The 22,216-nt window shown below is 72.0% G+C and carries 14 protein-coding genes; 10 read left to right on the forward strand and 4 right to left on the reverse strand.

Annotated features, from left to right (window positions below):
- The first annotated feature begins 13 nt into the window (after window positions 1–13).
- Window positions 14–1,192, forward strand: coding sequence for an adenylyltransferase/sulfurtransferase MoeZ (gene moeZ / locus CW362_RS04580; RefSeq protein ID WP_103548031.1), 1,179 nt, complete (start codon window positions 14–16; stop codon window positions 1,190–1,192).
- A 71-nt stretch (window positions 1,193–1,263) separates the two neighbouring features.
- Here moeZ and CW362_RS04585 read toward each other — a convergent pair whose 3' ends face one another.
- From CW362_RS04585 to CW362_RS04595, 3 genes are all read right to left on the reverse strand, one after another.
- Window positions 1,264–2,817, reverse strand: coding sequence for an alpha/beta hydrolase (locus tag CW362_RS04585; protein ID WP_103548032.1), 1,554 nt, complete (start codon window positions 2,815–2,817; stop codon window positions 1,264–1,266).
- Window positions 2,818–2,932: 115 nt separating this feature from the next.
- Window positions 2,933–4,477 (reverse strand): alpha/beta hydrolase, encoded by a 1,545-nt coding sequence (locus CW362_RS04590; RefSeq protein ID WP_103548033.1) that lies wholly within the window; start codon window positions 4,475–4,477, stop codon window positions 2,933–2,935.
- Window positions 4,478–4,633: 156 nt separating this feature from the next.
- Window positions 4,634–7,489 (reverse strand): lysylphosphatidylglycerol synthase transmembrane domain-containing protein, encoded by a 2,856-nt coding sequence (locus CW362_RS04595; RefSeq protein WP_103548034.1) that lies wholly within the window; start codon window positions 7,487–7,489, stop codon window positions 4,634–4,636.
- 185 nt (window positions 7,490–7,674) lie between these two features.
- On the opposite strand from CW362_RS04595, the gene CW362_RS04600 reads away from it, so the two are divergent.
- From CW362_RS04600 to nudC, 5 genes are all read left to right on the forward strand, one after another.
- A complete protein-coding gene (locus CW362_RS04600; protein WP_162683959.1) occupies window positions 7,675–8,040 on the forward strand; it encodes an MGMT family protein in 366 nt (121 codons plus the stop codon).
- Between the two features lie 264 nt (window positions 8,041–8,304).
- Window positions 8,305–11,826, forward strand: a complete 3,522-nt coding sequence (locus CW362_RS04605; protein WP_103548035.1) for an ATP-dependent helicase — start codon at window positions 8,305–8,307, stop codon at window positions 11,824–11,826.
- Between the two features lie 90 nt (window positions 11,827–11,916).
- Window positions 11,917–15,543, forward strand: a complete 3,627-nt coding sequence (locus tag CW362_RS04610; RefSeq protein WP_103548036.1) for a UvrD-helicase domain-containing protein — start codon at window positions 11,917–11,919, stop codon at window positions 15,541–15,543.
- Window positions 15,544–15,553: 10 nt separating this feature from the next.
- Complete coding sequence (locus CW362_RS04615; protein WP_103548037.1) at window positions 15,554–16,966, forward strand: dipeptidase; 1,413 nt, start codon at window positions 15,554–15,556, stop codon at window positions 16,964–16,966.
- Window positions 16,967–17,061: 95 nt separating this feature from the next.
- Window positions 17,062–18,009: an NAD(+) diphosphatase gene (gene nudC, locus CW362_RS04620; protein ID WP_103548038.1), complete on the forward strand. Its 948-nt coding sequence runs from the start codon at window positions 17,062–17,064 to the stop codon at window positions 18,007–18,009.
- Between the two features lie 63 nt (window positions 18,010–18,072).
- Here the strand turns inward: nudC and CW362_RS04625 are convergent, their stop codons facing one another.
- Window positions 18,073–18,327, reverse strand: coding sequence for a mycoredoxin (locus tag CW362_RS04625; protein ID WP_103548039.1), 255 nt, complete (start codon window positions 18,325–18,327; stop codon window positions 18,073–18,075).
- A 295-nt stretch (window positions 18,328–18,622) separates the two neighbouring features.
- On the opposite strand from CW362_RS04625, the gene CW362_RS04630 reads away from it, so the two are divergent.
- From CW362_RS04630 to CW362_RS04645, 4 genes are all read left to right on the forward strand, one after another.
- Complete coding sequence (locus CW362_RS04630) at window positions 18,623–20,818, forward strand: ATP-dependent DNA helicase UvrD2 (protein ID WP_103548040.1); 2,196 nt, start codon at window positions 18,623–18,625, stop codon at window positions 20,816–20,818.
- A 164-nt stretch (window positions 20,819–20,982) separates the two neighbouring features.
- Window positions 20,983–21,309, forward strand: a complete 327-nt coding sequence (locus tag CW362_RS04635; RefSeq protein WP_103548041.1) for a hypothetical protein — start codon at window positions 20,983–20,985, stop codon at window positions 21,307–21,309.
- 176 nt (window positions 21,310–21,485) lie between these two features.
- Window positions 21,486–21,854 (forward strand): WhiB family transcriptional regulator, encoded by a 369-nt coding sequence (locus tag CW362_RS04640; RefSeq protein ID WP_028802016.1) that lies wholly within the window; start codon window positions 21,486–21,488, stop codon window positions 21,852–21,854.
- The gene (locus tag CW362_RS04645; RefSeq protein WP_103548042.1) at window positions 21,851–22,174 is read left to right on the forward strand and encodes a hypothetical protein; all 324 of its coding nucleotides are present in this window, start codon (window positions 21,851–21,853) and stop codon (window positions 22,172–22,174) included. The genes CW362_RS04640 and CW362_RS04645 overlap by 4 nt, the downstream gene beginning before the upstream one ends.
- Window positions 22,175–22,216: the final 42 nt, after the last annotated feature.

A 22,216-nucleotide genomic window follows, 5' to 3' on the forward strand; every position in this document is an offset into this window, starting at 1 on the left:
CAACGGAGTCCCCGTGTCGCTGCCACCCCTGGTCGAGCCAGCCTCTGAGCTCACCGTAGACGAGGTCCGCAGGTACTCCCGCCACCTGATCATCCCCGATGTGGGCATGGACGGGCAGAAGCGGCTGAAGAACGCCAAGGTGCTCTGTGTGGGCGCCGGCGGCCTCGGATCGCCGGCCCTGATGTATCTGGCCGCGGCGGGCGTCGGCACGCTCGGCATCGTGGAGTTCGACGAGGTCGACGAGTCGAACCTGCAACGTCAGATCATCCACAGCCAGGCGGACATCGGCCGTTCCAAGGCCGAGTCCGCGCGTGATTCCGTGCTGGGCATCAACCCGTACGTGAACGTGGTCCTTCACGAGGAGCGGCTCGAGGCCGAGAACGTGATGGACATCTTCGGCCAGTACGACCTGATCGTCGACGGCACGGACAACTTCGCGACCCGCTACCTGGTCAACGACGCCTGCGTGCTGCTCAACAAGCCGTACGTGTGGGGTTCGATCTACCGCTTCGACGGCCAGGCCTCCGTCTTCTGGTCCGAGCACGGTCCCTGCTACCGCTGCCTCTACCCGGAGCCCCCGCCGCCGGGCATGGTCCCCTCCTGCGCCGAGGGCGGTGTCCTCGGCGTGCTGTGCGCGTCCATCGGCTCCATCCAGGTCAACGAGGCGATCAAGCTCCTCGCGGGCATCGGTGAGCCGCTCGTCGGCCGTCTGATGATCTACGACGCCCTGGAGATGCAGTACCGCCAGGTCAAGGTCCGCAAGGACCCGAACTGCGCGGTCTGCGGCGAGAACCCCACCGTCACCGAGCTCATCGACTACGAGGCCTTCTGCGGCGTCGTGTCCGAGGAGGCGCAGGAGGCGGCCGCCGGTTCGACGATCACTCCCAAGCAGCTCAAGGAGTGGATCGACGACGGCGAGAACATCGAGATCATCGATGTCCGTGAGGTCAACGAGTACGAGATCGTCTCGATCCCCGGCGCCAAGCTGATCCCGAAGAACGAGTTCCTCATGGGCACCGCCCTGGAGACCCTGCCGCAGGACAAGAAGATCGTCCTGCACTGCAAGACGGGTGTCCGCAGTGCGGAGGTCCTCGCCGTCCTGAAGTCCGCCGGTTTCTCCGACGCGGTGCACGTCGGCGGCGGTGTGATCGGCTGGGTCAACCAGATCGAGCCCGAGAAGCCGGTGTACTGACCGGCGGACCGTCCCGCTCTTTCGGCGGCGGGGGTTCCGCGGACCGGGTGTCCGCGGAACCCCCGCCGTCGTCATGAACAGACCTTGCCGTCCTTCGGTACCGCCCCGTTCAGCAGATAGCTGTTCACGGTCGAGTCGACACAGCCGCTGCCGCTCCCGTAGGCGCCGTGACCCTCGCCCTTCCAGGTGAGCACCACGCCCACGCCCTTGCCGAGTCCGTCCGCCATCCTGCGCGCGCCCTCGTAGGGGGTCGCCGGGTCCCCGGTGTTGCCGACGACCAGCACGGGGGCGGCTCCCGGCGCGCTGACCTCGGGATGGTCGAACTGACCGGTCACCGGCCAGTCGTGGCACCAGCCCGCCGTGTCCCAGCCCATGAAGTCCCCGAAGACGGGCGAGATCCTCTCGAACTCGGGCAGGCGCTTCCTGGTCTCCTCGGGAGTCGGCCGCTGCTTGTCGTCCAGGCACGATATGACCCGCTGGGAATGGGTCGTCGTGCCGTAGTGCCCCGAGGCGTCACGGTCGTTGTAGGAGTCGGCGAGCGTCAGCAGGGCCGAACCGTCCCCGTTCTCGGCGTCCTTCAGGGCCGCGGTCAGACGCGGCCAGCCCTCTTTGCTGTAGAGCGGCAGCACGATGCCGGTGAGAGCGAGCGTCTCGCCGAGCTCACGTCCGCCGGTGGCGGGCAACGGCTTCGCGTCGATCCGCTTCAGCAGGTCCGCGATCTTCCGGGAGCCCTGCTTCGGGTCCTGCCCGGTGGACTTGAGGTAGTCGTCCAGGGCGCGCTGGAAGCCCAGCGTCTGGTTCTTGGCGTGGCCCACGGTGTCGGCGCTCGGGTCGACGACCGCGTCCAGCACCAGGCGTCCCACGTTCTTCGGGAACAAGTGGGCGTACACGCCGCCCAGTTCGGTGCCGTAGGAGATGCCGAAGTAGTGCATCCGTCGGTCGCCGAGGACCTGGCGCATCAGGTCCATGTCGCGGGCCGTGTCCGTCGTCGAGACGTGGGACAGCAGCTTTCCGGCGGCCTTCGCGCAGCCCTTTCCGAAGTCCGAGGCGTCCTTGAAGTACGCCGCTTCCTCGGCCGCGTCGTCCGGTGTGGCGTCCACCGACTCGGCGGCCTGGACGGCCTTGTCCCCGCGGCACCGCACACCTTCGCTGGCGGCCACCCCGCGCGGGTCCCAGCTCACCAGGTCGTAACGCCGGTGGAGCGGGCCGACGGCGCTCTCGTACCACGGCATCGTGGAGACGCCCGAGCCGCCGGGGCCGCCGAAGTTGAAGAGGAGCGAGCCGATGCGCTTGTCCTGGCCGGCGGTCGCCCTGGAGCGGATGAGCGCCAGGTCGATCGTCTCGCCGCCCGGCTTCGCGTAGTCCAGCGGCGCCTTGAGCGTCGCGCACTGCCAGCCGCTCCCGGGTGCGGGGGAGTCGGAAGTGCCTTTGCAGCGGCCCCAGTCGAGCTTCTGCGAGGTGAGCGATGCGGGCAGCCCCGGCGACCCACCGGAGGGCTGTGCGGTGGCCGGCGCCTTGTCGCCGTTCTTCCCCTCGTCTCTGCCGTCGGCCGGGGAACCTCCGCCGCAGCCGGCCAGCAGCAGCGTGGCGGCGGCCGCGGCCGTCCACCGTGCGAAACGTGTCATGGGTGTCCCCCCTCGCCCGTGGTCCGCCCGATTCCGCGGATCACACGCAAGCCATAGTAGGCGTCGGTCGCCGACCGCTGCCGAGGCCTGTGGATAACGCTCTGACCTGCAATTCCTAGGAACAGACAGTGCCGGCCGACGGTACGGTGCCCTCCAGCAGATAGCCGTTCACCGCGCCCTGCACGCACTTGTTCCCGCTGTCGTACGCCCCGTGCCCCTGGCCCTTGTACGTCAGCTCGACCCCGACTCCCTTGCCGAGCGCGTTCACCATCGCCCGGGCGCCCGCGTACGGGGTGGCGGGATCGCCGGTGTTGCCGACCACGAGGATCGGTGCCGCGCCGGGGGCGCTGACGTCCGGGTGCTCGGCGGCTCCCGGCACGGCCCAGTCGGTGCAGCCGACCAGGCCCCAGGCCAGGTAGTCGCCGAACAGCGGCGAGGCGGCCCGGAACTCGGGGAGCTTCGACTTCACGTGGTCCGCGGTGTAACGCGGCTTGTCGTCGGCGCAGTTGATGGAGATGTTCGCCGGGGTGATGTTGCTGTACTGGCCGTTCTCGCTGCGTCCGTTCATCGAGTCCGACAGCAGCATCAGCACCTTGCCGTCGCCGTCGTAGGCCTGCTCGAGTCCCTCCGTCAGGTACTCCCAGAAATCCTTGGAGTACAGCGACTGCGCGATGCCGCTGGTCGCGGCGGTCTGGGTGAGTCGGCGCGGGAAGACGCCGGGGATCGGCTTGCTGTCGAGGTCCTTCAGCAGACCGGCGATGCGGTCCTTGACGTCCTGGGGACTGTCGCCGATGGGACAGCCCTCGGCCTTCGAGACGCAGTCCTGGGCGAAGTTGTCCAGCGCGAGCTGGAAGCCCCTGGCCTGGCCGAGCGAGCTCTGCTCCGCGTCCTGCGTCGGGTCGACGACCCCGTCGAAGACGGCCCGTCCCACGTTCTTCGGGAACAAGTGGGCGTAGACGCCGCCCAGTTCGGTGCCGTACGAGATGCCGAAGTAGTGCAGCTTGTCGTCGCCGAGCACCTGCCTCATCAGATCCATGTCGCGAGCGGCGTCCGTGGTGCGCACATGGGGAAGGACCCTGCCGGAGTTCTTCTCGCACGCCGCGTTGAACGTCCTGGTGTTCCGCAGGAGTTCCTGCTGTTCGGCGGCGTCGTCCGGAGTGGCGTCCTGCTGGAAGAACCTGTCGAGCTGCCGGTCGTCCTCGCACTTCACACCCGCGCTGCGGCCGACGCCGCGCGGGTCGAAGCTCACCAGGTCGTAGCGGGTGCGCAGGGCGGCGTAGTCCTGTCCGAAGGCGGGCAGGGAGGCGACGCCCGAGCCGCCGGGGCCGCCGAAGTTGAAGACGAGCGAGCCGATGCGCCTGCCGGGGGCGCCGCTCGCCCTCGCCCGGATCAGCGCGAGCCCGATCGTGTCGCCCTTGGGGTCGGACCAGTCGAGGGGCACCTTCAACGTGGCGCACTGCCACTCCGTGCCACCCGGAAGGGGCGAGGGGGCACTGCCGCCGCCCTGGGCCTCGGACGGTGCCGGGCACGCCTTCCAGTCCAGTTTCTGCGCCGTCAGGTCCTCGTCCTCGGAGTCGCCGCCGCAGCCGGACACCCACGAGGTCAGCAGGACGGCGGTGACGGCCAGGGCGGCGGCGCGCGACCGGGACGGGTTCGGCATGTTCCCCATCCTGCGGGCGTCCGAGGAGGGGCGCTCGGGGCACGAGCCGTGTGGGTGAGGACGCGCCGGGGACCCGCACCCGTGGGGCGAGGGCGGGACGGGACGGCCCGTACGCCGGTGGACAGGGCGCGCTCTAGGCGGTCCCGCGGGGACCCCCTAGAGCGCGCCCTTGCGTGTCAGCTGGTTGAAGAACAGCCATCCTGGCAGCACCGGGATCCACAGGGTCAGCAGCCGGTACAGCAGCACCGCGGGCGCCGCGACCTCCTTGGGCAGACCGACGGCGATCAGGCCGACGGTGAGGGTCGCCTCGACCGCGCCCACACCGCCCGGGGTCGGGGCCGCCGAGCCCAGCGCGTTGCCGGCGAGGAAGACGACGGCGACACTGGCGAGGCTGAGCGTGCTCGTCTCCCCGTGGCCGAACGCGCGGATCGACGCGTCCAGGCACATCACGAAGCAGGCCGTCAGCAGCAGCATGCCGCCGATGCCGGTGACGAGCTTCTGCGGCCGTTGCAGGACGTCCAGCATGCGCGGTACGACACCCGCGAACAGCGACCTCACGCGCGTGGAGACGAACTTGCGCAGCAGCGGTACCGACGTCACGACGAGGATGAACACCGCGACCGTCAGCAGACCCGCGATGACCGTACGGGACGGGGACAGGGACGGCGTCTTCTCCGTGCCGGTCAGATAGCCGAAGGACAGCAGCATCAGGATGTGGCAGCCGAGCCCGAACAGCTGCGACGCGCCGACGCTCGCCACCGCGAGTCCCGGCCGCACCCCGGCCCGCTGGAGGAAGCGTGTGTTGAGGGCGACGCCGCCGACCGCGGCGGGCGCCACGATCTTCACGAACGAGCCGGCGACCTGGGCCGCCGTGGTCCGCAGGAACGGCACCCGCTCGGGCACGAAGCCGAGGAGGCTCATCGCCGCCGCGAAGTAGCTCAGGGCGGAGAACAGCGCGGCCGCCGCGACCCAGCCCCATTCGGCGTTGTCGAAGAGGGTGCCGAACTCGATGTGGGTGAGCTGCGTGAGCAGGAAGTACGCGCCGATCGCCCCGGCGATGAAACTGATCAGGGTGCGGGGTCTGACCCGCTCCAGGCGGGCCGGCTCCACCGGCGCCTGCGGCCTGATCAGCAGTACCTGGTGGCGGATCTGGGTGAGCAGATCCTCCTCGCGCGCCTCGTCCAGGGCCTCGTCGATCGCCCGCTTCTCGGCGCGCTGCTCGGCGCGTACGGCCTTCTTCCCGGCCTTCTCCGACACGGGCTGCGCCGTCTGCGCGCCGTCCTCGGCCGCTTCGGCGGCGCGGGCGAGCTTGGCCTGCCGCGAGGCCTCCAGCACCGCCTCGCGTTCGCGCTGCGCACGTTCCCGGGCGAGTCTGCGCAGCGTCGCGCGCGTGGAGCGCGTCAGCGCGATCGGCTGGAGCATGGGCAGGCAGTCCGCGACGGCGTCCGGACCGAGCACGCCCACCGCCGACGCCACCGCGCGCTCGGCGCCCACGCGCAGTCCGAGAGTGGTCACCAGCTGGGCGATGTCCATGCGCAGCAGCAGATCGCCCGCCGCGATCTCGCCGCCGCGCAGATCCGTGAGGATCACCGTGCCGGAACGATCCACCAGAATCGCGTCGCCCGCGAGCCTGCGGTGCGCGATGCGCCGGGACTGCAGCGCCTGCACCTGGTGCCAGGTGTCGCGGAGCAGTTCCTCGGTGATCAGTTCGTCGGGCAGCGAGTCGAGGGTGTGCGCGCCGGTGTGCTCGTAGACGAGCATCACGGCGTCCGGGCCCAGCTCGGAGGTCGCGATCAGCTTGGGCGCGTTGGCCCCGGCCGCGATGGCCGCGTACGCGAGGAGGGCTTCCTGCTCCAGGGCCTGGCGCAGCGACTGGAGGCTGCGGCGCGTGGTGATCCCGCGCAGCGTCAGACGGCGCCAGGCGCGGTAGAAGAAGCCCTGCGCCTGCTGCTCGCGGTCGACGACCGTGACGTCCAGCGGCGGGCCGTCCTCCAGGGTGACGAAGTAGCGTCGGCCGCGGTCGCCGCTCTCCGCCGTCTCCGGCGTCTCCTCGCGGGCCGCGCTGACCGGGTGGAAGCCGACGTGCCGGAGGCCCGCCATCAGTGTCCGTCCGGTCGGCCGCACGTTCGGCGAACCGACCGCGTACAGCGTCCCGTAGGCGACGGTCCAGCCGATCAGCACCGTCAGGATGATCGAGAACGGGGTCGTGTAGCCGGTCACCAGCATGGAGAAGGCGTCGAGGAGCAGCACGACCCAAAGCACCCCGCGCCAGCGCGGTCTGCGGGACATGCCGACGGCCGTCATGTACGCGATGACCGGGGCGAGATAGCCGTGCACCGGGTCGGTGAGGGCGTGGACGTCACCCGGCGAGGGCTGGGTGAGCGCCTCCTGGATGGAACCGGGGGCGCCCTTCGCGACCCAGAGGTCCGTGGCGAGCGTCACCCCGTGCGCGAGGACCGCGGCGAGGACGCCGTCGGCGATGCGCAGCCCGTCCCGTTTGACCAGCCGCTCGATGGCGAAGGCGACCGGCACGAGGAGGATCGCGATGCTGGACGCCAGCCCCGCGATCTTGATCAGCAGATCGGGTGCCTGCCCGGTGCCCTTGTTGATGTCCTGTTCGAGGCCCGAGGTGGTGCCGTGCGCGAACGCGGCGATGCCGAGCAGCACCACGATCGCGAGAACGCCCACCAGGAGCCGCATCAGGTCGGAGGGGCGGTGCACGCGCGCGGGGAGCAGCGGTTCGTCGCCCTCGACCTCGTCGGCGTGGACCTCCTCCACGCAGCCCGTGCCGCGCTCGGCCCGCCGCTGCTCGTCCCCATGGGGCCGGGACGGGATCTCGGGGGCCTCAGGGAAGGATCCCGCCGCCTCGCCGGAGCCGGTCCCGCTCGTCGCGGAGGAGGACTCGTCCGCCTTGTCGCCGGTGTCCTTCTCGTCGACGCCGCCGGTGTCCGGGCGTGACGAGGCAGCGGAGGTGCCCTCCGCGTCTTCGGGGTGCACGCCCTGCTGCCTCATGGTCTCTTCTTGATCTCGTATCACCAGTCACCGCCCGCACGATGGTGGCATGCCAGACCGACACACGGGGGCATCAGGGTGCAAATGAGGGGCACGCAATCTGCTGCAAGCGTCACTCCGCGGGAAGGAATATCCACAGTCGCCGCCGTGTCACGTTGTCGGTGGGGTGGGGCAGGATGGGGCGGATGAGCGAGGAGAGCCTTCCGGCGGACGCCCTGCCGGAGTACGCGGAGCGGGTCCTCGACGTCGCCGAGCTGATCCCGCCCGGCCGCGTCATGACGTACGGCGACATCGCCGAATGGCTGGAGGAGGGCGGGCCGCGCCAGGTGGGCCGGGTGCTGGCCCTGTACGGCGGAGCTGTTCCGTGGTGGCGCGTCATGCGCGCCGACGGCGTGCTGCTGCCCGGCCACGAACTGGACGCGCTGGCTCACTACCGTGCCGAGGGAACGCCTCTGAAGGAGGCGAGCCGGGCCTCCGCGGGACATCTGCCGCGCGTCGACATGAGACGGGCCCGATGGGACGGCGGCGAACGCGCGGAAGGTCACACCTGACAGCTTCCGGCATTCACGGGCCCGAAGGGGAAAACGGGGCCCGTACGAGCGAAACGAGGCACATCCGTGACATGCCGTACGTTCGTAGGGCGCGGGACGCACAGGACGCGCGGGACGCACGGGACCTGAGGGAAGAATCGGAAGCCCTCCTTCCGTGGGCCGCACCGGCGTAGCGTCGTGGGCGCGTGCCCCCCTCACCCCGCGGTCGCCGCCCTCCACGCGGCGGTCCGCCAACCAGTACGACCACCAGGACCGGCGAACCACGTGAGCTCCACTTCTTCCACCAGACGCCTGACGCACCCGTCCGTGCGCCAGGGGGCCCGCGGTGTGTACCGGCTGGTGCGCACCGCGCCGGCCCGGGTGGATCCCCCTCGTCTTGACGCAGGACAGCGCGCGGTGGTTGACCACGAGGGCGGACCGCTGCTCGTGCTCGCGGGTCCCGGTACGGGCAAGACGACCACGCTCGTCGAGTCCGTGACCGCCCGGATCGAACGCGGCGCCGACCCCGAACGGATCCTGGTGCTCACGTTCAGCCGCAAGGCGGCCGTCGAGCTCCGCGACCGCATGGCGCTGCGCACGGGGACCGCCCGCGCGCCCCGGGCCACCACCTTCCACTCCTTCTGCTACGCCCTGATCCGGGCCCACCAGGACAGCGACCTGTTCGTGGAGCCCCTGCGGCTGCTGTCCGGCCCCGAGCAGGACGTGACCGTGCGCGAGCTGCTCGCGGGGCAGCCGGACCTGGACCGGCTGGGCCTCGCCCATGTGCGCTGGCCGGACGAACTGCGCGCCTGCCTGACCACGCGCGGCTTCGCGGACGAGGTCCGCGCGGTCCTCGCCCGCAGCCGGGAACTCGGTCTCGGCCCCGACGCCCTGGAGGCCTTCGCGCGCCGCATCGGCCGCCCGGACTGGGGCGCGGCGGCCGCCTTCCTCGCCGAGTACCTCGACGTCCTCGACCTGCAAGGAGTCCTGGACTACGCGGAACTGGTGCACCGCGCGGTGCTCCTCGTCCGCCGGCCCGAGGTCGCCGAACGGCTCGCGGCCCGGTACGACGCCGTCTACGTGGACGAGTACCAGGACACCGACCCCGCGCAGGTGCGGCTGCTGCGCGGCCTCGCCGACGGCGGGCGCACCCTCGTCGCCTTCGGCGACCCCGACCAGTCGATCTACGCCTTCCGCGGTGCCGACGTGAACGGCATCCTGGACTTTCCCGAGGCCTTCCCGCGCACGGACGGCCGACCGGCTCCGGTCGAGGTCCTCGGCACCTCCCGCCGCTCGGGCGCCGTTCTGCTGGAGGCCACCCGCCGGCTCACCCTGCGCATGCCGCTGACCCGGCTGCCCGCGCAGAAGGTGCGCGCCCACCGTGAGCTGTCCGCCGTGCGGGACGGAGGGCAGGTCGAGGTCTACACGTACCCGACGGCCGGCACGGAGCTCGACAACATCGCGGACATCCTGCGCCGTGCCCACCTGGAGGACGGGGTCCCCTGGGGGGAGATGGCCGTCCTGGTGCGCGCCGGTTCCCGGACGATCCCCACGATCCGGCGGGCGCTCACCTCGGCGGGTGTCCCCCTCGACATCGACGGCGACGACCTGCCCCTGCGGCACGAACCCGCGGTCGCGCCCCTGCTGACGGCACTACGGGCGGTGGCCCGCGCGGAGTCGGAGACGGGCGCGAACGGGGTGTCCGGTGCGGGCGGGACGTCCGGTGCCGCCACCGACGCGCGGACCCGCACGGAGCCGGATGCCGGGACGGCCTCCGACACCGACACCGGCACCGAAACCGGCACCGAAACCGGCACCGAAACCGGCACCGAAACCGGCACCGAAACCGGCACCGAAACCGGCGGGCGTGCCGAGACCGATCCGCCCGCCGGCCCCGAACCGTACGTGGACGCCACCGGCGTCCACGTCGTGTCCTGGCTCGACACCGAGACCGCGCTCACCCTCCTCGCCTCGCCTCTCGCGAGCATGGACGCCGCGGACCTGCGGCGCCTCGGGCGGGCCCTGCGGGAGGAGGAGCGCGCCGGCGGGAACCTCGTACCGCCGCCGTCCGACGTCCTGCTCGCCCGCGCGCTGGCCGAGCCGGAGCGGCTCGTCGCGCACGATCCCGCCTACGCCCGGGGGGCCCAGCGCCTCGGCGCGCTGCTGCGCAAGGCGCGTGAGCGCCTCGCGGGCGGCGGAACGGCCGAGGAGGCCCTCTGGGACCTGTGGGACGGCACACCCTGGCCGCAGCGCCTGGAACGGGCCGCCCGGCGCGGCGGCGCGGCCGGACGCAACGCCGACCGGGACCTCGACGCCGTGTGCGCGCTGTTCGCGACCGCCGGCCGGGCGGAGGAGCGCACCGGAGGCCGTGGCGCCCTGAACTTCCTGGAGGAGATCGACGCCGAGGACATCGCGGCCGACACGCTCACCCGCAGGGCCGTGCGCCCCGACGCCGTACGCCTGATGACGGCACACCGTTCCAAGGGACTGGAGTGGCGTCTCGTCGTCGTCGCGGGCGTCCAGGAGGGCCTGTGGCCGGATCTGCGCCGCCGCGGCTCCCTGCTGGAGGCCGACCGCATCGGGCGGGACGGACTCGCCGAACCCCTCACGCCCGGGGCGCTCCTCTCCGAGGAGCGCCGGCTGTTCTACGTGGCCGCCACCCGCGCGCGTGAACGGCTCGTCGTGACGGCGGTGAAGGCGCCGGCCGACGACGGTGACCAGCCCTCCCGCTTCCTCACCGAACTAGGCGTCGAGCCCAAGGACGTGACGGGCCGTCCGCGCCGCCCGCTGGCCGTGGCCCCGCTGGTCGCCGAACTGCGCGCCACCACGGTCGACCCGCGCGTCTCGGAGAACCTCAGGCAGGCCGCCGCCCGCCGCCTCGCCCGGCTCGCCGCGCTCGCCGACGAGGACGGCCGCCCGCTCGTCCCCTCCGCGCACCCCTACCGCTGGTGGGGCATGTACGAGCCGACGGAGAGCAAGGTCCCGCTGCGCGACCGCGACCAGCCCGTCGTGCTCTCCGGCAGCGCCCTCGACCAACTCGCCAACACCTGTGCCCTGCAGTGGTTCCTCGGACGGGAGGTGAAGGCCGACGCACCCGCGACGGCGGCCCAGGGCTTCGGCAACGTGGTGCACGTCCTCGCCGACGAGGTCGCGTCCGGACGCACCCCCGCGGACCTGGACGTCCTCATGGAACGCCTCGACTCCGTGTGGAACGCGCTCGCCTTCGACGCGCCCTGGAAGTCCGCGCAGGAGAAGGAGCACGCGCGCGTGGCGCTCGAACGCTTCCTGAGGTGGCACGTCATGGACCGCACCGGTCGCACGCCGGTGGCCAGCGAGCACGACTTCGACGTGACCCTCGAAGCGGGCTCCTACGAAGTGCGCATCCGCGGCTCCATGGACCGCGTCGAGGCGGACACCGAGGGCCGCGCCTACGTGGTCGACTTCAAGACGGGCAAGAACGCGCCGAGCGCCGACGAGGTGAGGCGCCACCCGCAGCTCGCCGTCTACCAGCTCGCCGTCGGCGAGGGCGCGGTCGACGACGTCTTCGACGGCGCCCGCCCCGGAGCGGGCGGTGCCGAGCTCGTCCAGCTCCGCCAGGGCGCCGCCAAGAAGAACGGCGGCGAGACCCTCCCCAAGGTGCAGGCGCAGGAGCCGTTGGAGGGCGAGTGGGTCGGCGACCTGCTGGCGAACGCCGCCGGCAAGGTCCTCGACGAACGGTTCTCGCCGACGACGGGACAGCACTGCACGCACTGCTCCTTCCAGGCGTCCTGCAGTGCCCGGCCGGAGGGCCGGCAAGTGGTCGAGTGACGTATCGCACCACATGGGTTGACCTGCGGTTATTTCACCCCGGGCGGCAATGTGGCCGTCGCTGTCGGTGGACGCCGCTAACCTCTGCGCATGCCCGCCCGCATCACCGACCCCGAACAGCTCAAAGAGCTCCTCGGCATCCCGTTCACCCCGGAACAGACGGACTGCATCACCGCGGAACCGGCCCCGCAGGTGATCGTGGCCGGAGCGGGTTCGGGGAAGACCACGGTGATGGCGGCCCGCGTGGTGTGGCTGGTCGGCACGGGACAGGTCGCCCCCGAGCAGGTCCTCGGTCTGACGTTCACCAACAAGGCCGCGGGCGAACTCGCCGAGCGGGTCCGCAAGGCGCTCGTCAAGGCGGGAGTCACCGACCCGGACGTCATCGACCCCGACAACCCGCCGGGCGAGCCGGTCATCTCCACCTACCACGCCTTCGCGGGCCGTCTGCTGACCGACCACGGCCTGCGCATCGGGCTCGAACCGACCTCCAGGCTCCTCGCCGACGCCACCCGCTACCAGCTCGCCGCGCGCGTGCTGCGCGAGGCGCCGGGCCCGTACCCGGCGCTGACCCGGTCCTTCCCGGACCTGGTGAGCGACCTCCTGGCCCTCGACTCCGAGCTCGCCGAACACCTCGTGGCGGCGGAGGACCTGCGCGCCCACGACGCCGAACTGCTGCGCGTCCTGGAGGGCGCCCGGCTCACCAACGCGGACCTGCGCAAGGTCCCCGAGGCCGCCGCGGCCCGGCGTGAACTCGCCGAGCTGGTGGGCCGCTACCGGGCGGCGAAGCGAGAGCGCGACCTCCTCGACTTCGGCGACCAGATCGCCCTCTCGGCCACCCTGGCCCGCACCCGCCCCGAGGTCGGAGAGATCCTGCGGGACGAGTTCCGGGTGGTCCTGCTGGACGAGTACCAGGACACGTCGGTGGCCCAACGCGTCCTGCTCGCCGGACTGTTCGGCGGCGGCACCGGACATCCCGTGACCGCGGTCGGGGACCCCTGCCAGGCGATCTACGGCTGGCGCGGCGCCTCCGTGGCCAACCTCGACGACTTCCCCGAGCACTTCGCGCGCCCCGACGGCCGGTCCGCCACCCGCCAGTCGCTCAGCGAGAACCGCCGCAGCGGCGGCCGTCTCCTCGACCTCGCCAACGGCCTCGCGGAGCCGCTGCGCGCCATGCACGCGGGCGTGGAGGCACTGCGGCCCGCCCCCGGGGCCGAGCGGGACGGCGTCGTGCGCTGCGCGCTGCTGCGCACCCACGCCGAGGAGATCGGCTGGCTCGCCGACTCGATCGCCCACCTCGTCCGCACCGGAAAGGCGCCCGCCGAGATCGCGGTCCTGTGCCGCACCGCCGCCGACTTCGCCGAGATCCAGGGCGCGCTCGTCGCCCGTGACGTCCCCGTCGAGGTGGTGGGCCTCTCCGGGCTGCTGCACCTGCCCGAGGTGGCCGACCTCGTGGCCGTCTGCGAAGTCCTCCAGGACCCGGGGGCGAACGCCTCCCTGGTCCGGCTGCTCACCGGCCCGCGCTGGCGGATCGGCCCGCGCGACCTCGCCCTCCTCGGGCGCCGCGCCCGTCTGCTCGTGTCCCCCGCGCGCGCGGGGGCCGACGACGATCCGGACCGCAGGCTCGCCGCGGCCGTCGAGGGGGTCGACCCGGCCGAGGTGATATCGCTCGCCGACGCCCTCGACACGTTCCTGGAGACGCCCGTCGAGACCGCGGGGGACGACGACGGGCTGCCCTTCTCGCCGGACGCGCGCGTGCGCTTCGCGCGGCTCGCCGCCGAGCTGCGCGATCTGCGCCGCTCGCTCGCCGACCCGCTGATGGACGTCCTGCACCGGGTCCTCGCCGTCACCGGTCTCGAGGTCGAACTCTCCGCGTCCCCGCACGCCCTGGCCGCCCGCCGCCGCGAGACCCTGTCCAACTTCCTGGACGTCGCCGCGTCCTTCGCGTCCGGCGACGGCGAGGCGAGCCTGCTGGCCTTCCTCGGCTTCCTGCGCACCGCCGCGCGGTACGAGAAGGGCCTGGACAACGCCCTGCCCGGTGGCGAGAACACCGTCAAGGTGCTCACCGCGCACAAGTCCAAGGGCCTGGAGTGGGACGTGGTGGTCGTTCCCGGCCTCGTCACCGGCACCTTCCCCAGCAGCCAGGGCCGCGAGAAGTGGACCGCCCAGGGCAAGGTCCTGCCCCACCGGCTGCGCGGCGACGCCGACACGCTGCCCGACGTCGACACCTGGGACGCCAAGGGCCTCAAGGCCTTCCACGAGGCCATGAAGGCCCACCAGCACACCGAGGAACTGCGCCTCGGCTACGTCACGTTCACCCGCCCCCGCTCGCTCCTGCTCGGCTCGGGCCACTGGTGGGGGCCCTCCCAGAAGCGGCCGCGCGGCCCCTCGGACTTCCTGCACGCCCTCCACGACCACTGCGCGGCCGGACACGGCGAGATCGAGGTCTGGGCGGACGAACCGGCCGAGGACGAGGAGAACCCGGCCCTGCACGAGGCGGCCGCCGACCACGCCTGGCCGCTCCCGCTCGACGACACGGCCCTCGCGCGGCGCCGCGCGGCGGCGGAGACCGTGCTCGCCCATCTGGAGCGGGTCGCGTCGCACGACGAGGTCCACCGGGGCTCCGACGCCCACCCGTACCCGGCCGTCCACGGCCCCGGGTCGTACGACGATCCGGAGTGGCCGTCCCCGTCGGAGGACGACATCCCGCCCCACGACGAGGAAGGCTTCCCCGAGGACGAGTTCTTCGAGGGGGACCTTCCCGACGACCCCTTCCCCGAGGACCGCTTCCCGGAGGACGGCCCCGCGGACGGCGGCCTGCCCGAGGACGACGGCTCGGACTGGGACTCCTGGGCGACGGAACGACCGGGGGGCGGCCCGGCCGACCGCGGGAGCGAACGTCCGACGGTGCAGCACCAGGACCGGCCGCCCGTCCTCCTCCCGCACCCCCGGGAGGCCGTGAGCGAGCGCCTCACCCCCGAAGAGGCCCGCACCCTCGCCTCCTGGGACCGCGATCTGGACGCGCTGACCGGAGAACTCCTGCGCGCCCGCGAGACCGTCACCCACGTGCCCCTGCCGGCCTCGCTCACCGCCTCCCAACTGCTGCGCATGGCCGCCGACCCCGACGGCTTCGCGCAGGAACTCGCACGCCCCATGCCGCGCCCCCCGCAGCCCGCCGCGCGCCGGGGAACGCGCTTCCACGCCTGGGTGGAGTCCCGCTTCGAAGAGCTGCGGCTGCCGATGCTGGACCCCGACGACCTGCCCGGCGGCGAGGCCGAGATCGCCGACGAGCACGACCTACAGACCCTGAAGGACGCCTTCGAACGCACTCCCTACGCGCACCGCACCCCGTACCGCGTCGAGGTGTCCTTCCAGCTCGCGATCGCCGGGCGGGTCGTCCGCGGCCGGATCGACGCCGTCTACAGGAACGACGACGGCGAGGCGACGACGTACGAGATCGTCGACTGGAAGACCGGTCACGGCCGCACGGCCGACCCCCTCCAGCTCGCGCTGTACCGCCTGGGCTGGGCCGAACGGCAGGGAGTGCCCCTGGAATCCGTGACGGCCGCGTTCCTCTACGTCCGCGACGGTGAGGTCGTACGGCCGGAGGGTCTCCCGGACCGTGCCGCGCTGGAACGGCTGCTCACCGAGGACCCGGCGGTCGCGCCGGACGGGGTCCCCGGAGAACCGCCGGACGAACACGCCTCTGTGGGCGGATAGGCTCAGGAACATGAGCAAGCCCGTTGACAACGCCGTCAGCACCGTCCGCACGTACATCGAGACCCATCGCGCCGCCTTCCTCGACGACCTCGGGCAGTGGCTGCGCATCCCCTCGGTCTCGGCCCAGCCCGAGCACGCCGCGGACGTGGCACGCAGCGCCGACTGGCTCGCCGCCAAACTCCGGGAGACCGGCTTCCCGACCTGCGAGGTCTGGCCGACCGAGGGCGCCCCGGCCGTCTTCGCCGAGTGGCCCTCCGAGGACCCGGACGCACCCACGGTCCTCGTCTACGGGCACCACGACGTGCAGCCCGCCGCCCGCGAGGACGGCTGGGACACCGACCCCTTCGAGCCGGTGATCCGGGGCGACCGCCTCCACGCGCGCGGGGCCGCGGACGACAAGGGCCAGGTGTTCTTCCACACACTCGGCGTCCGGGCCCACCTCGCCGCCACCGGACGCACCGCCCCGGCCGTGCACCTCAAACTGCTGATCGAGGGCGAGGAGGAGTCCGGCTCCCCGCACTTCCGCGCGCTCGTCGAAGCACGGGCCGAGCGGCTCGCCGCCGACGCCGTGATCGTCTCCGACACCGGTATGTGGTCCGAGGACACCCCCACGGTCTGCACGGGCATGCGCGGCCTCGCCGAGTGCGAGATCGTCCTCCACGGACCCGGGCAGGACATCCACTCCGGCTCGTTCGGCGGCGCCGTACCCAACCCCGCCACCGCGATCGCCCGCCTGGTCGCGGCGCTGCACGACGAGCACGCGCGCGTGGCCGTCCCCGGCTTCTACGACGGGGTCACCGAACTCACCGACCGCGAGCGCGAACTCTTCGCCGAACTGCCCTTCGACGAGGAGCGGTGGCTGCGCACGGCCAGGTCCACGGCCACCCACGGAGAGGCCGGACACACCACCCTGGAGCGGATCTGGGCCCGCCCGACCGCCGAGGTCAACGGCATCGGCGGCGGCTACCAGGGCGCCGGCAGCAAGACGATCATCCCGTCCTCGGCCCTGGTGAAGCTCTCCTTCCGGCTCGTCGCCGGACAGGACCCGGACCACATCCGGAAGGCCGTGCGCGCCTGGGTGGCCGAGCAGGTGCCCGACGGCATCCGGCACGAGATCACGTTCAGCCCGTCCACCCGCCCGTGTCTGACGCCGCTGGATCACCCGGCCCTGCAGTCCGTCGTCCGCGCCATGGGCCGGGCCTTCGAGCAGCCGGTCCGCTACACCCGTGAAGGCGGCTCGGGACCGGCGGCCGACCTCCAGGAGGTCCTCGGCGCCCCGGTGCTGTTCCTGGGCATCTCCGTTCCCTCCGACGGCTGGCACGCCCCGAACGAGAAGGTCGAACTCGGCCTCCTCATGAAGGGCGTCGAGACGGCCGCCTATCTGTGGGGCGACCTGGCCGAGAACTGGCGCGAGACACACTGAACGAGCCGAACCGCAGTCCCAAGAGCCCACCGCACGCCCGTCCTGCTGAACCGCCCGCCGAAACAACCGTTCCACCGGGGGAGTTGGAAGCATCCGTGACCACCTGGACCGACCACAGCGCCGACCGTCCCATCTCGCTCACCGCCCCGAGCGGCATCGACCGGGCCGCCCACCACCGGCTCGACGAGGCCTGGCTCGCGGCGGCCTGGAGCCACCCCACGACCCGCGTCTTCGTGGTATCCGGCGGTCAGGTGCTCATCGACGAGACGGCCGACGGCACCACCGAGCTGCTGATGACGCCCTCCTTCGAGGCCCCGCTCACCGAGGCGCACCGCTACTTCCTGGGCACGGACGACAACGGGGTGAGCTACTTCGCGCTCCAGAAGGACGCGCTTCCCGGCCGCATCGACCAGTCCGCCCGTCCGGCGGGCCTGCGCGAGGCGGGCCTGCTGCTGTCACCGCGCGACGCGGGCCTGATGGTGCACGCGGTCGGCCTGGAGAACTGGCAGCGCACCCACCGCTTCTGCTCGCGCTGCGGCGAGCGCACGGTGATCGCCGCGGCCGGCCACATTCGCCGTTGTCCCGCCTGCGGCGCCGAGCACTACCCGCGCACCGACCCGGCCGTGATCATGGCCGTCACGGACGACGACGACCGCATCCTGCTCGGACGCCAGGTGCACTGGCCCGAAGGCCGCTTCTCCACCCTCGCGGGCTTCGTCGAGCCCGGAGAGTCGATCGAGCAGTCCGTGCGCCGCGAGGTGCTCGAGGAGGTCGGTGTCACGGTCGGCGAGGTCGAGTACGTCGCCAGCCAGCCCTGGCCGTTCCCCTCCAGCCTCATGCTGGGCTTCAGGGCCCGCGCCACCTCGTCGGAGATCACCGTCGACGGCGAGGAGATAAACGAAGCCCGCTGGTTCTCCCGGGACGAGCTGGGGGCCGCCTTCGAGTCCGGTGAGGTCCTGCCCCCCTACGGGATCTCGATCGCCGCCCGTCTGATCGAGCTCTGGTACGGCAAGCCCCTGCCGACCCGGGGAAACAGCGCCTGAAGCTCCGGACATGACGAACGCCCCTCCGGCCGGCCGGAGGGGCGTCGCCGTGCGCGCGGGGGATCAGGCGGTGAGGGCCTGCTTCACCTGGGCGAGGCTCGGGTTCGTCATGACCACCTCGGCGCCACCGGCGGCGACCACCCGGACCGTCGGAACCGTCTGGTTGCCGCCGTTCGCCTTCTCGACGAACGCCGCGGACTGCGGGTCCTGCTCGATGTTGATCTCGTTGTACGCGATGCCCTCACGGTCCAGCTGGCTCTTGAGCCGGCGGCAGTAGCCGCACCACGTGGTGCTGTACATCGTCACAGTGCCCTGCATGTCTCTTGCGCTCCTTCACGGCTTCGGGTGCGTGGTCGCTGCAAGTGGAACGCAGGTCACCCGGCCGCCATTCCCTCGGGGGGTATCGGGGCCTCCCGCCGGGACGTGATGCTCGCCGCATCCGGTCCGCACCGCAGGCGACGGACCGCAGCGGGGAAGGGGGACTGCGCGACTGGCTGAAACGCGACCCCCGCACGCGCGGCGGAAGGTGACGCTCACCGCATTCGTACGACCGCAGCCGCCTCCCTGTGGACAACCGGCTCACCCGTCTCCGCCGACCTGGCAGCATGGCTGTGTGACAGCAGCAACGCACTCCACCCTCTTCCCGCAGGTCCCGGAGACGGCCGACGCGGTGCTCGACGGGCTCGACCCCGAACAGCGCGCGGTGGCCACCGCCCTGCACGGTCCGGTGTGCGTGCTGGCGGGAGCCGGCACGGGCAAGACGAGGGCGATCACCCACCGCATCGCCTACGGGGTGCGCGCGGGCATCCTCCAGCCCTCCAGCGTGCTCGCGGTCACCTTCACCAACCGGGCCGCGGGCGAGATGCGCGGACGGCTGCGCCAGCTCGGCGCCGGAGGCGTCCAGGCCCGTACCTTCCACTCCGCCGCGCTGCGCCAGCTCCAGTACTTCTGGCCGAAAGCCGTCGGTGGCTCACTGCCCCGGCTCGTGGACCGCAAGATCCAGCTCGTCGCGGACGCGGCGGCCGCCTGCCGCATCCGTCTCGACCGGGGAGAGCTGCGGGACGTCACCGCCGAGATCGAGTGGTGCAAGGTCACCCAGACCATTCCCGCCGACTACGCCGCCGCAGCAGCCCGGGCCGGCCGCGAAGCCCCCCGGGACCCGGCCGAGACCGCCAAGATCTACGCGGCGTACGAGGACCTCAAGCGCGACCGCGCGGTCATCGACTTCGAGGACGTCCTGCTGCTCACGGTCGCCGTCCTGCAGGACCGGCACGACATCGCCGAGCAGGTCCGCTCCCAGTACCAGCACTTCGTGGTCGACGAGTACCAGGACGTCAGTCCGCTCCAGCAGCGCCTTCTGGAACTGTGGCTCGGCGAGCGGGACAGCCTCTGCGTGGTGGGTGACGCCAGCCAGACGATCTACTCGTTCACCGGTGCGACCCCGGACCACCTCCTCGACTTCCGCACCCGTCATCCCGGAGCCACCGTCGTCAAGCTCGTCCGCGACTACCGCTCCTCGCCCCAGGTCGTCCACCTGGCCAACGGCCTGCTCTCCCAGGCGCGGGGGCGGGCCGCCGAGCACCGTCTCGAGCTGATCTCCCAGCGGCCCCCGGGCGCCGAGCCCGTCTACGCCGAGTACACGGACGAGCCCGCCGAGGCCGAGGGCGCCGCCCGCCGCATCCGCGACCTCATCGCCTCGGGCGTCCCCGCCGGTGAGATCGCGGTCCTGTTCCGCACGAACTCCCAGTCCGAGACCTACGAGCAGGCCCTCGCCGACGCCGGTGTGCCCTACCAGCTGCGCGGGGCCGAGCGGTTCTTCGACCGCCCCGAGGTGCGCAAGGCGGGCGCGGCCCTGCGCGCCGCGGCCCGTTTCGGCGGCAACGACTCGCTCCTCGACGACGCCGTCGACCTGCCCTCGCAGGTCCGGGCGGTGCTCTCGGGCGAGGGCTGGACCGGCAGCCCCCCGGCGGGCTCCGGCGCGGTCAGGGAACGCTGGGAGTCGCTCGCGGCCCTGGTGCACCTGGCGCAGGACTTCGCGACCGCCAAGCCCGGCGCGACGCTCGGTGACCTGGTGGCCGAGCTCGACGAACGCGCGAGCGCCCAGCACGCCCCGACCGTGCAGGGTGTCACCCTCGCCTCCCTGCACTCCGCCAAGGGCCTCGAGTGGGACGTCGTCTTCCTGGTGGGTGTCGCCGAGGGCATGATGCCGATCACCTACGCAAAGACCGACGAGCAGATCGAGGAGGAGCGCCGCCTCCTCTACGTCGGTGTCACCCGCGCCAGGGAGCACCTCTTCGTCTCCTGGGCGCTCGCCCGCTCGCCCGGCGGCCGCGCGGGCCGGCGCCCCAGCCGGTTCCTCGACGGTCTGCGCCCCGGCTCCGTCGCCACGGCGGGCGGCCGCGCCGGCGCCGGCCCGGGCGGCATCGAGCGCGGCGCCGCACGAGCCGGTGTCACCGCCGAACGGCGCACGAGCCGCAGCCCCGCGCGCTGCCGGGTGTGCGGACGCACGCTCGCCGACGCGGGCGAGATGAAGCTGATGCGCTGCGACGGCTGCCCCTCCGACATGGACGAGGGTCTCTACGAACGGCTGCGCGAGTGGCGTGCGGTGCAGGCGGAGCGCAGCGGGCAGCCCGCGTTCTGCGTCTTCACCGACAGGACGCTGATGGCGATCGCGGAGACCGCGCCGGACGACGAGGGCGAGCTCGCCCGGATCCCCGGGGTCGGTGTCCGCAAACTCAACCGCTTCGGAGCCGACGTTCTGGCCATCTGTGCAGGTCAGGAGATTATGGAGGACGGTGAGGGCAACTGATTCAAAATCGTCGAGAAAATAGTTTGCGCATGCCCCAGCAATCCCCATAGGTTCTTAACCACGGCAGCAGCGGCCTTCTCGAAGGCCCTGGTTCCGTGCTGTACTTAACAACCGTCGGATCGGCTCGCGCCGGTCCCCCTAGACGCCGAGAGGAGGCGATTCCAGTGATCAGCATCGACACCAGCTTCAGCAACACCGTGAAAATGACCGATCGCTCGGTCGTCGTCTCCATGTGCTCGCTCGGCCTCTCGAACCTGGGCACCGGTCTGTCCGGCATTCCTGCCGTCCGGCCGGCGTCCTCCGTGTCTCTCGCGGGTCTTCCCGTCCGTGAGCGCAATGAGCGACCGACCCAGGCACTGGAAGCGGCAGTAGTGGCAGAGGCACATGCCTATGCCTTTGCGGCAGCCGGTGCCGGATCCCTGAAGCAGACGCAGCAGCACCACACGATGTGGGCCTTCCGTGGGCCTGAACCCTGGAGTGATCCAGCCTGATCCACCATCAGGCCGGCGCCTTCAGGGCCGCGGAACCCCACCCGGGATCCGCGGCCCTTCTGTTTGTCCCCGACCGGGGACGGCGGAGCGAAGGGGCCTCGGGACAAGAAAAGAACCCGGTACCAGCCGCCAACCGGCCGACCCCGGCCGGAACGACCAGACGAGGAAGACGAACCGTGCAACTCGAAGCGCACGCCCCGTCCGTACCGCCTTCCGAAACGATCCCCCCGCCCGGCCTCACGGAGGACTCCACCTTGATCCCCCTCACCGCGCTCACCGCGCTCGACGACGCCATCGAGAACCTCGGCGTACCCGTCCCCTGCCGTTCCTACGACCCGGAGGTCTTCTTCGCCGAGTCGCCGGCCGACGTCGAGTACGCCAAGTCCCTCTGCCGCACCTGCCCGCTGATGGAGGCCTGCCTCGCCGGCGCCAAGGAGCGGCGTGAGCCCTGGGGCGTCTGGGGTGGCGAGCTCTTCGTCCAGGGTGTCGTCGTCGCCCGCAAGCGGCCGCGTGGCCGCCCGCGCAAGAACCCGGTCGCGGCATGAACATCCGAGGAACGATCGACCGCCCCCTGACGCACGACCCCAAGAAGCAGGCCCCGATGAAGCCGTCCACGAGCGAGCCCGCAGGCTCCGCGACCCCAGACTTCGCCACCACCGGCGCGACCGGCTCGCGTCAGAACAGGACCCGAGAGATGCAACTCATCCCAGAAGCCCTGGCTCGTGCGCATATGCACGAGCGACTGCACCAGGCCGAGCGGGAACGTCAGGCCGTGCGCCTGGCGGCCGCTCGCCGCATGCAGCGCAGGGCCGAGCGCGCTTCGATGCGAGCCCGGCGCGCGCTGGCCATGGCGGTCATGCAGTAATCGACGTACACCGTCGTAGCAGCCGTTGCAGTCGCAGCAGTC

Source organism: Streptomyces populi, from assembly GCF_002911015.1.
GTDB lineage: Bacteria > Actinomycetota > Actinomycetes > Streptomycetales > Streptomycetaceae > Streptomyces > Streptomyces populi.

Coding starts and splice junctions, on each gene's coding strand:
- CW362_RS04595 (WP_103548034.1), bottom strand. CDS start 7,489: ATGAGGCAGCAGGGCGTGCACCCCGAAGACGCGGAGGGCACCTCCGCT.
- CW362_RS04615 (WP_103548037.1), top strand. CDS start 15,554: ATGAGCAAGCCCGTTGACAACGCCGTCAGCACCGTCCGCACGTACATC.
- CW362_RS04590 (WP_103548033.1), bottom strand. CDS start 4,477: ATGCCGAACCCGTCCCGGTCGCGCGCCGCCGCCCTGGCCGTCACCGCC.
- CW362_RS04585 (WP_103548032.1), bottom strand. CDS start 2,817: ATGACACGTTTCGCACGGTGGACGGCCGCGGCCGCCGCCACGCTGCTG.
- CW362_RS04625 (WP_103548039.1), bottom strand. CDS start 18,327: ATGCAGGGCACTGTGACGATGTACAGCACCACGTGGTGCGGCTACTGC.
- CW362_RS04600 (WP_162683959.1), top strand. CDS start 7,675: ATGAGCGAGGAGAGCCTTCCGGCGGACGCCCTGCCGGAGTACGCGGAG.
- CW362_RS04645 (WP_103548042.1), top strand. CDS start 21,851: ATGAACATCCGAGGAACGATCGACCGCCCCCTGACGCACGACCCCAAG.
- CW362_RS04610 (WP_103548036.1), top strand. CDS start 11,917: ATGCCCGCCCGCATCACCGACCCCGAACAGCTCAAAGAGCTCCTCGGC.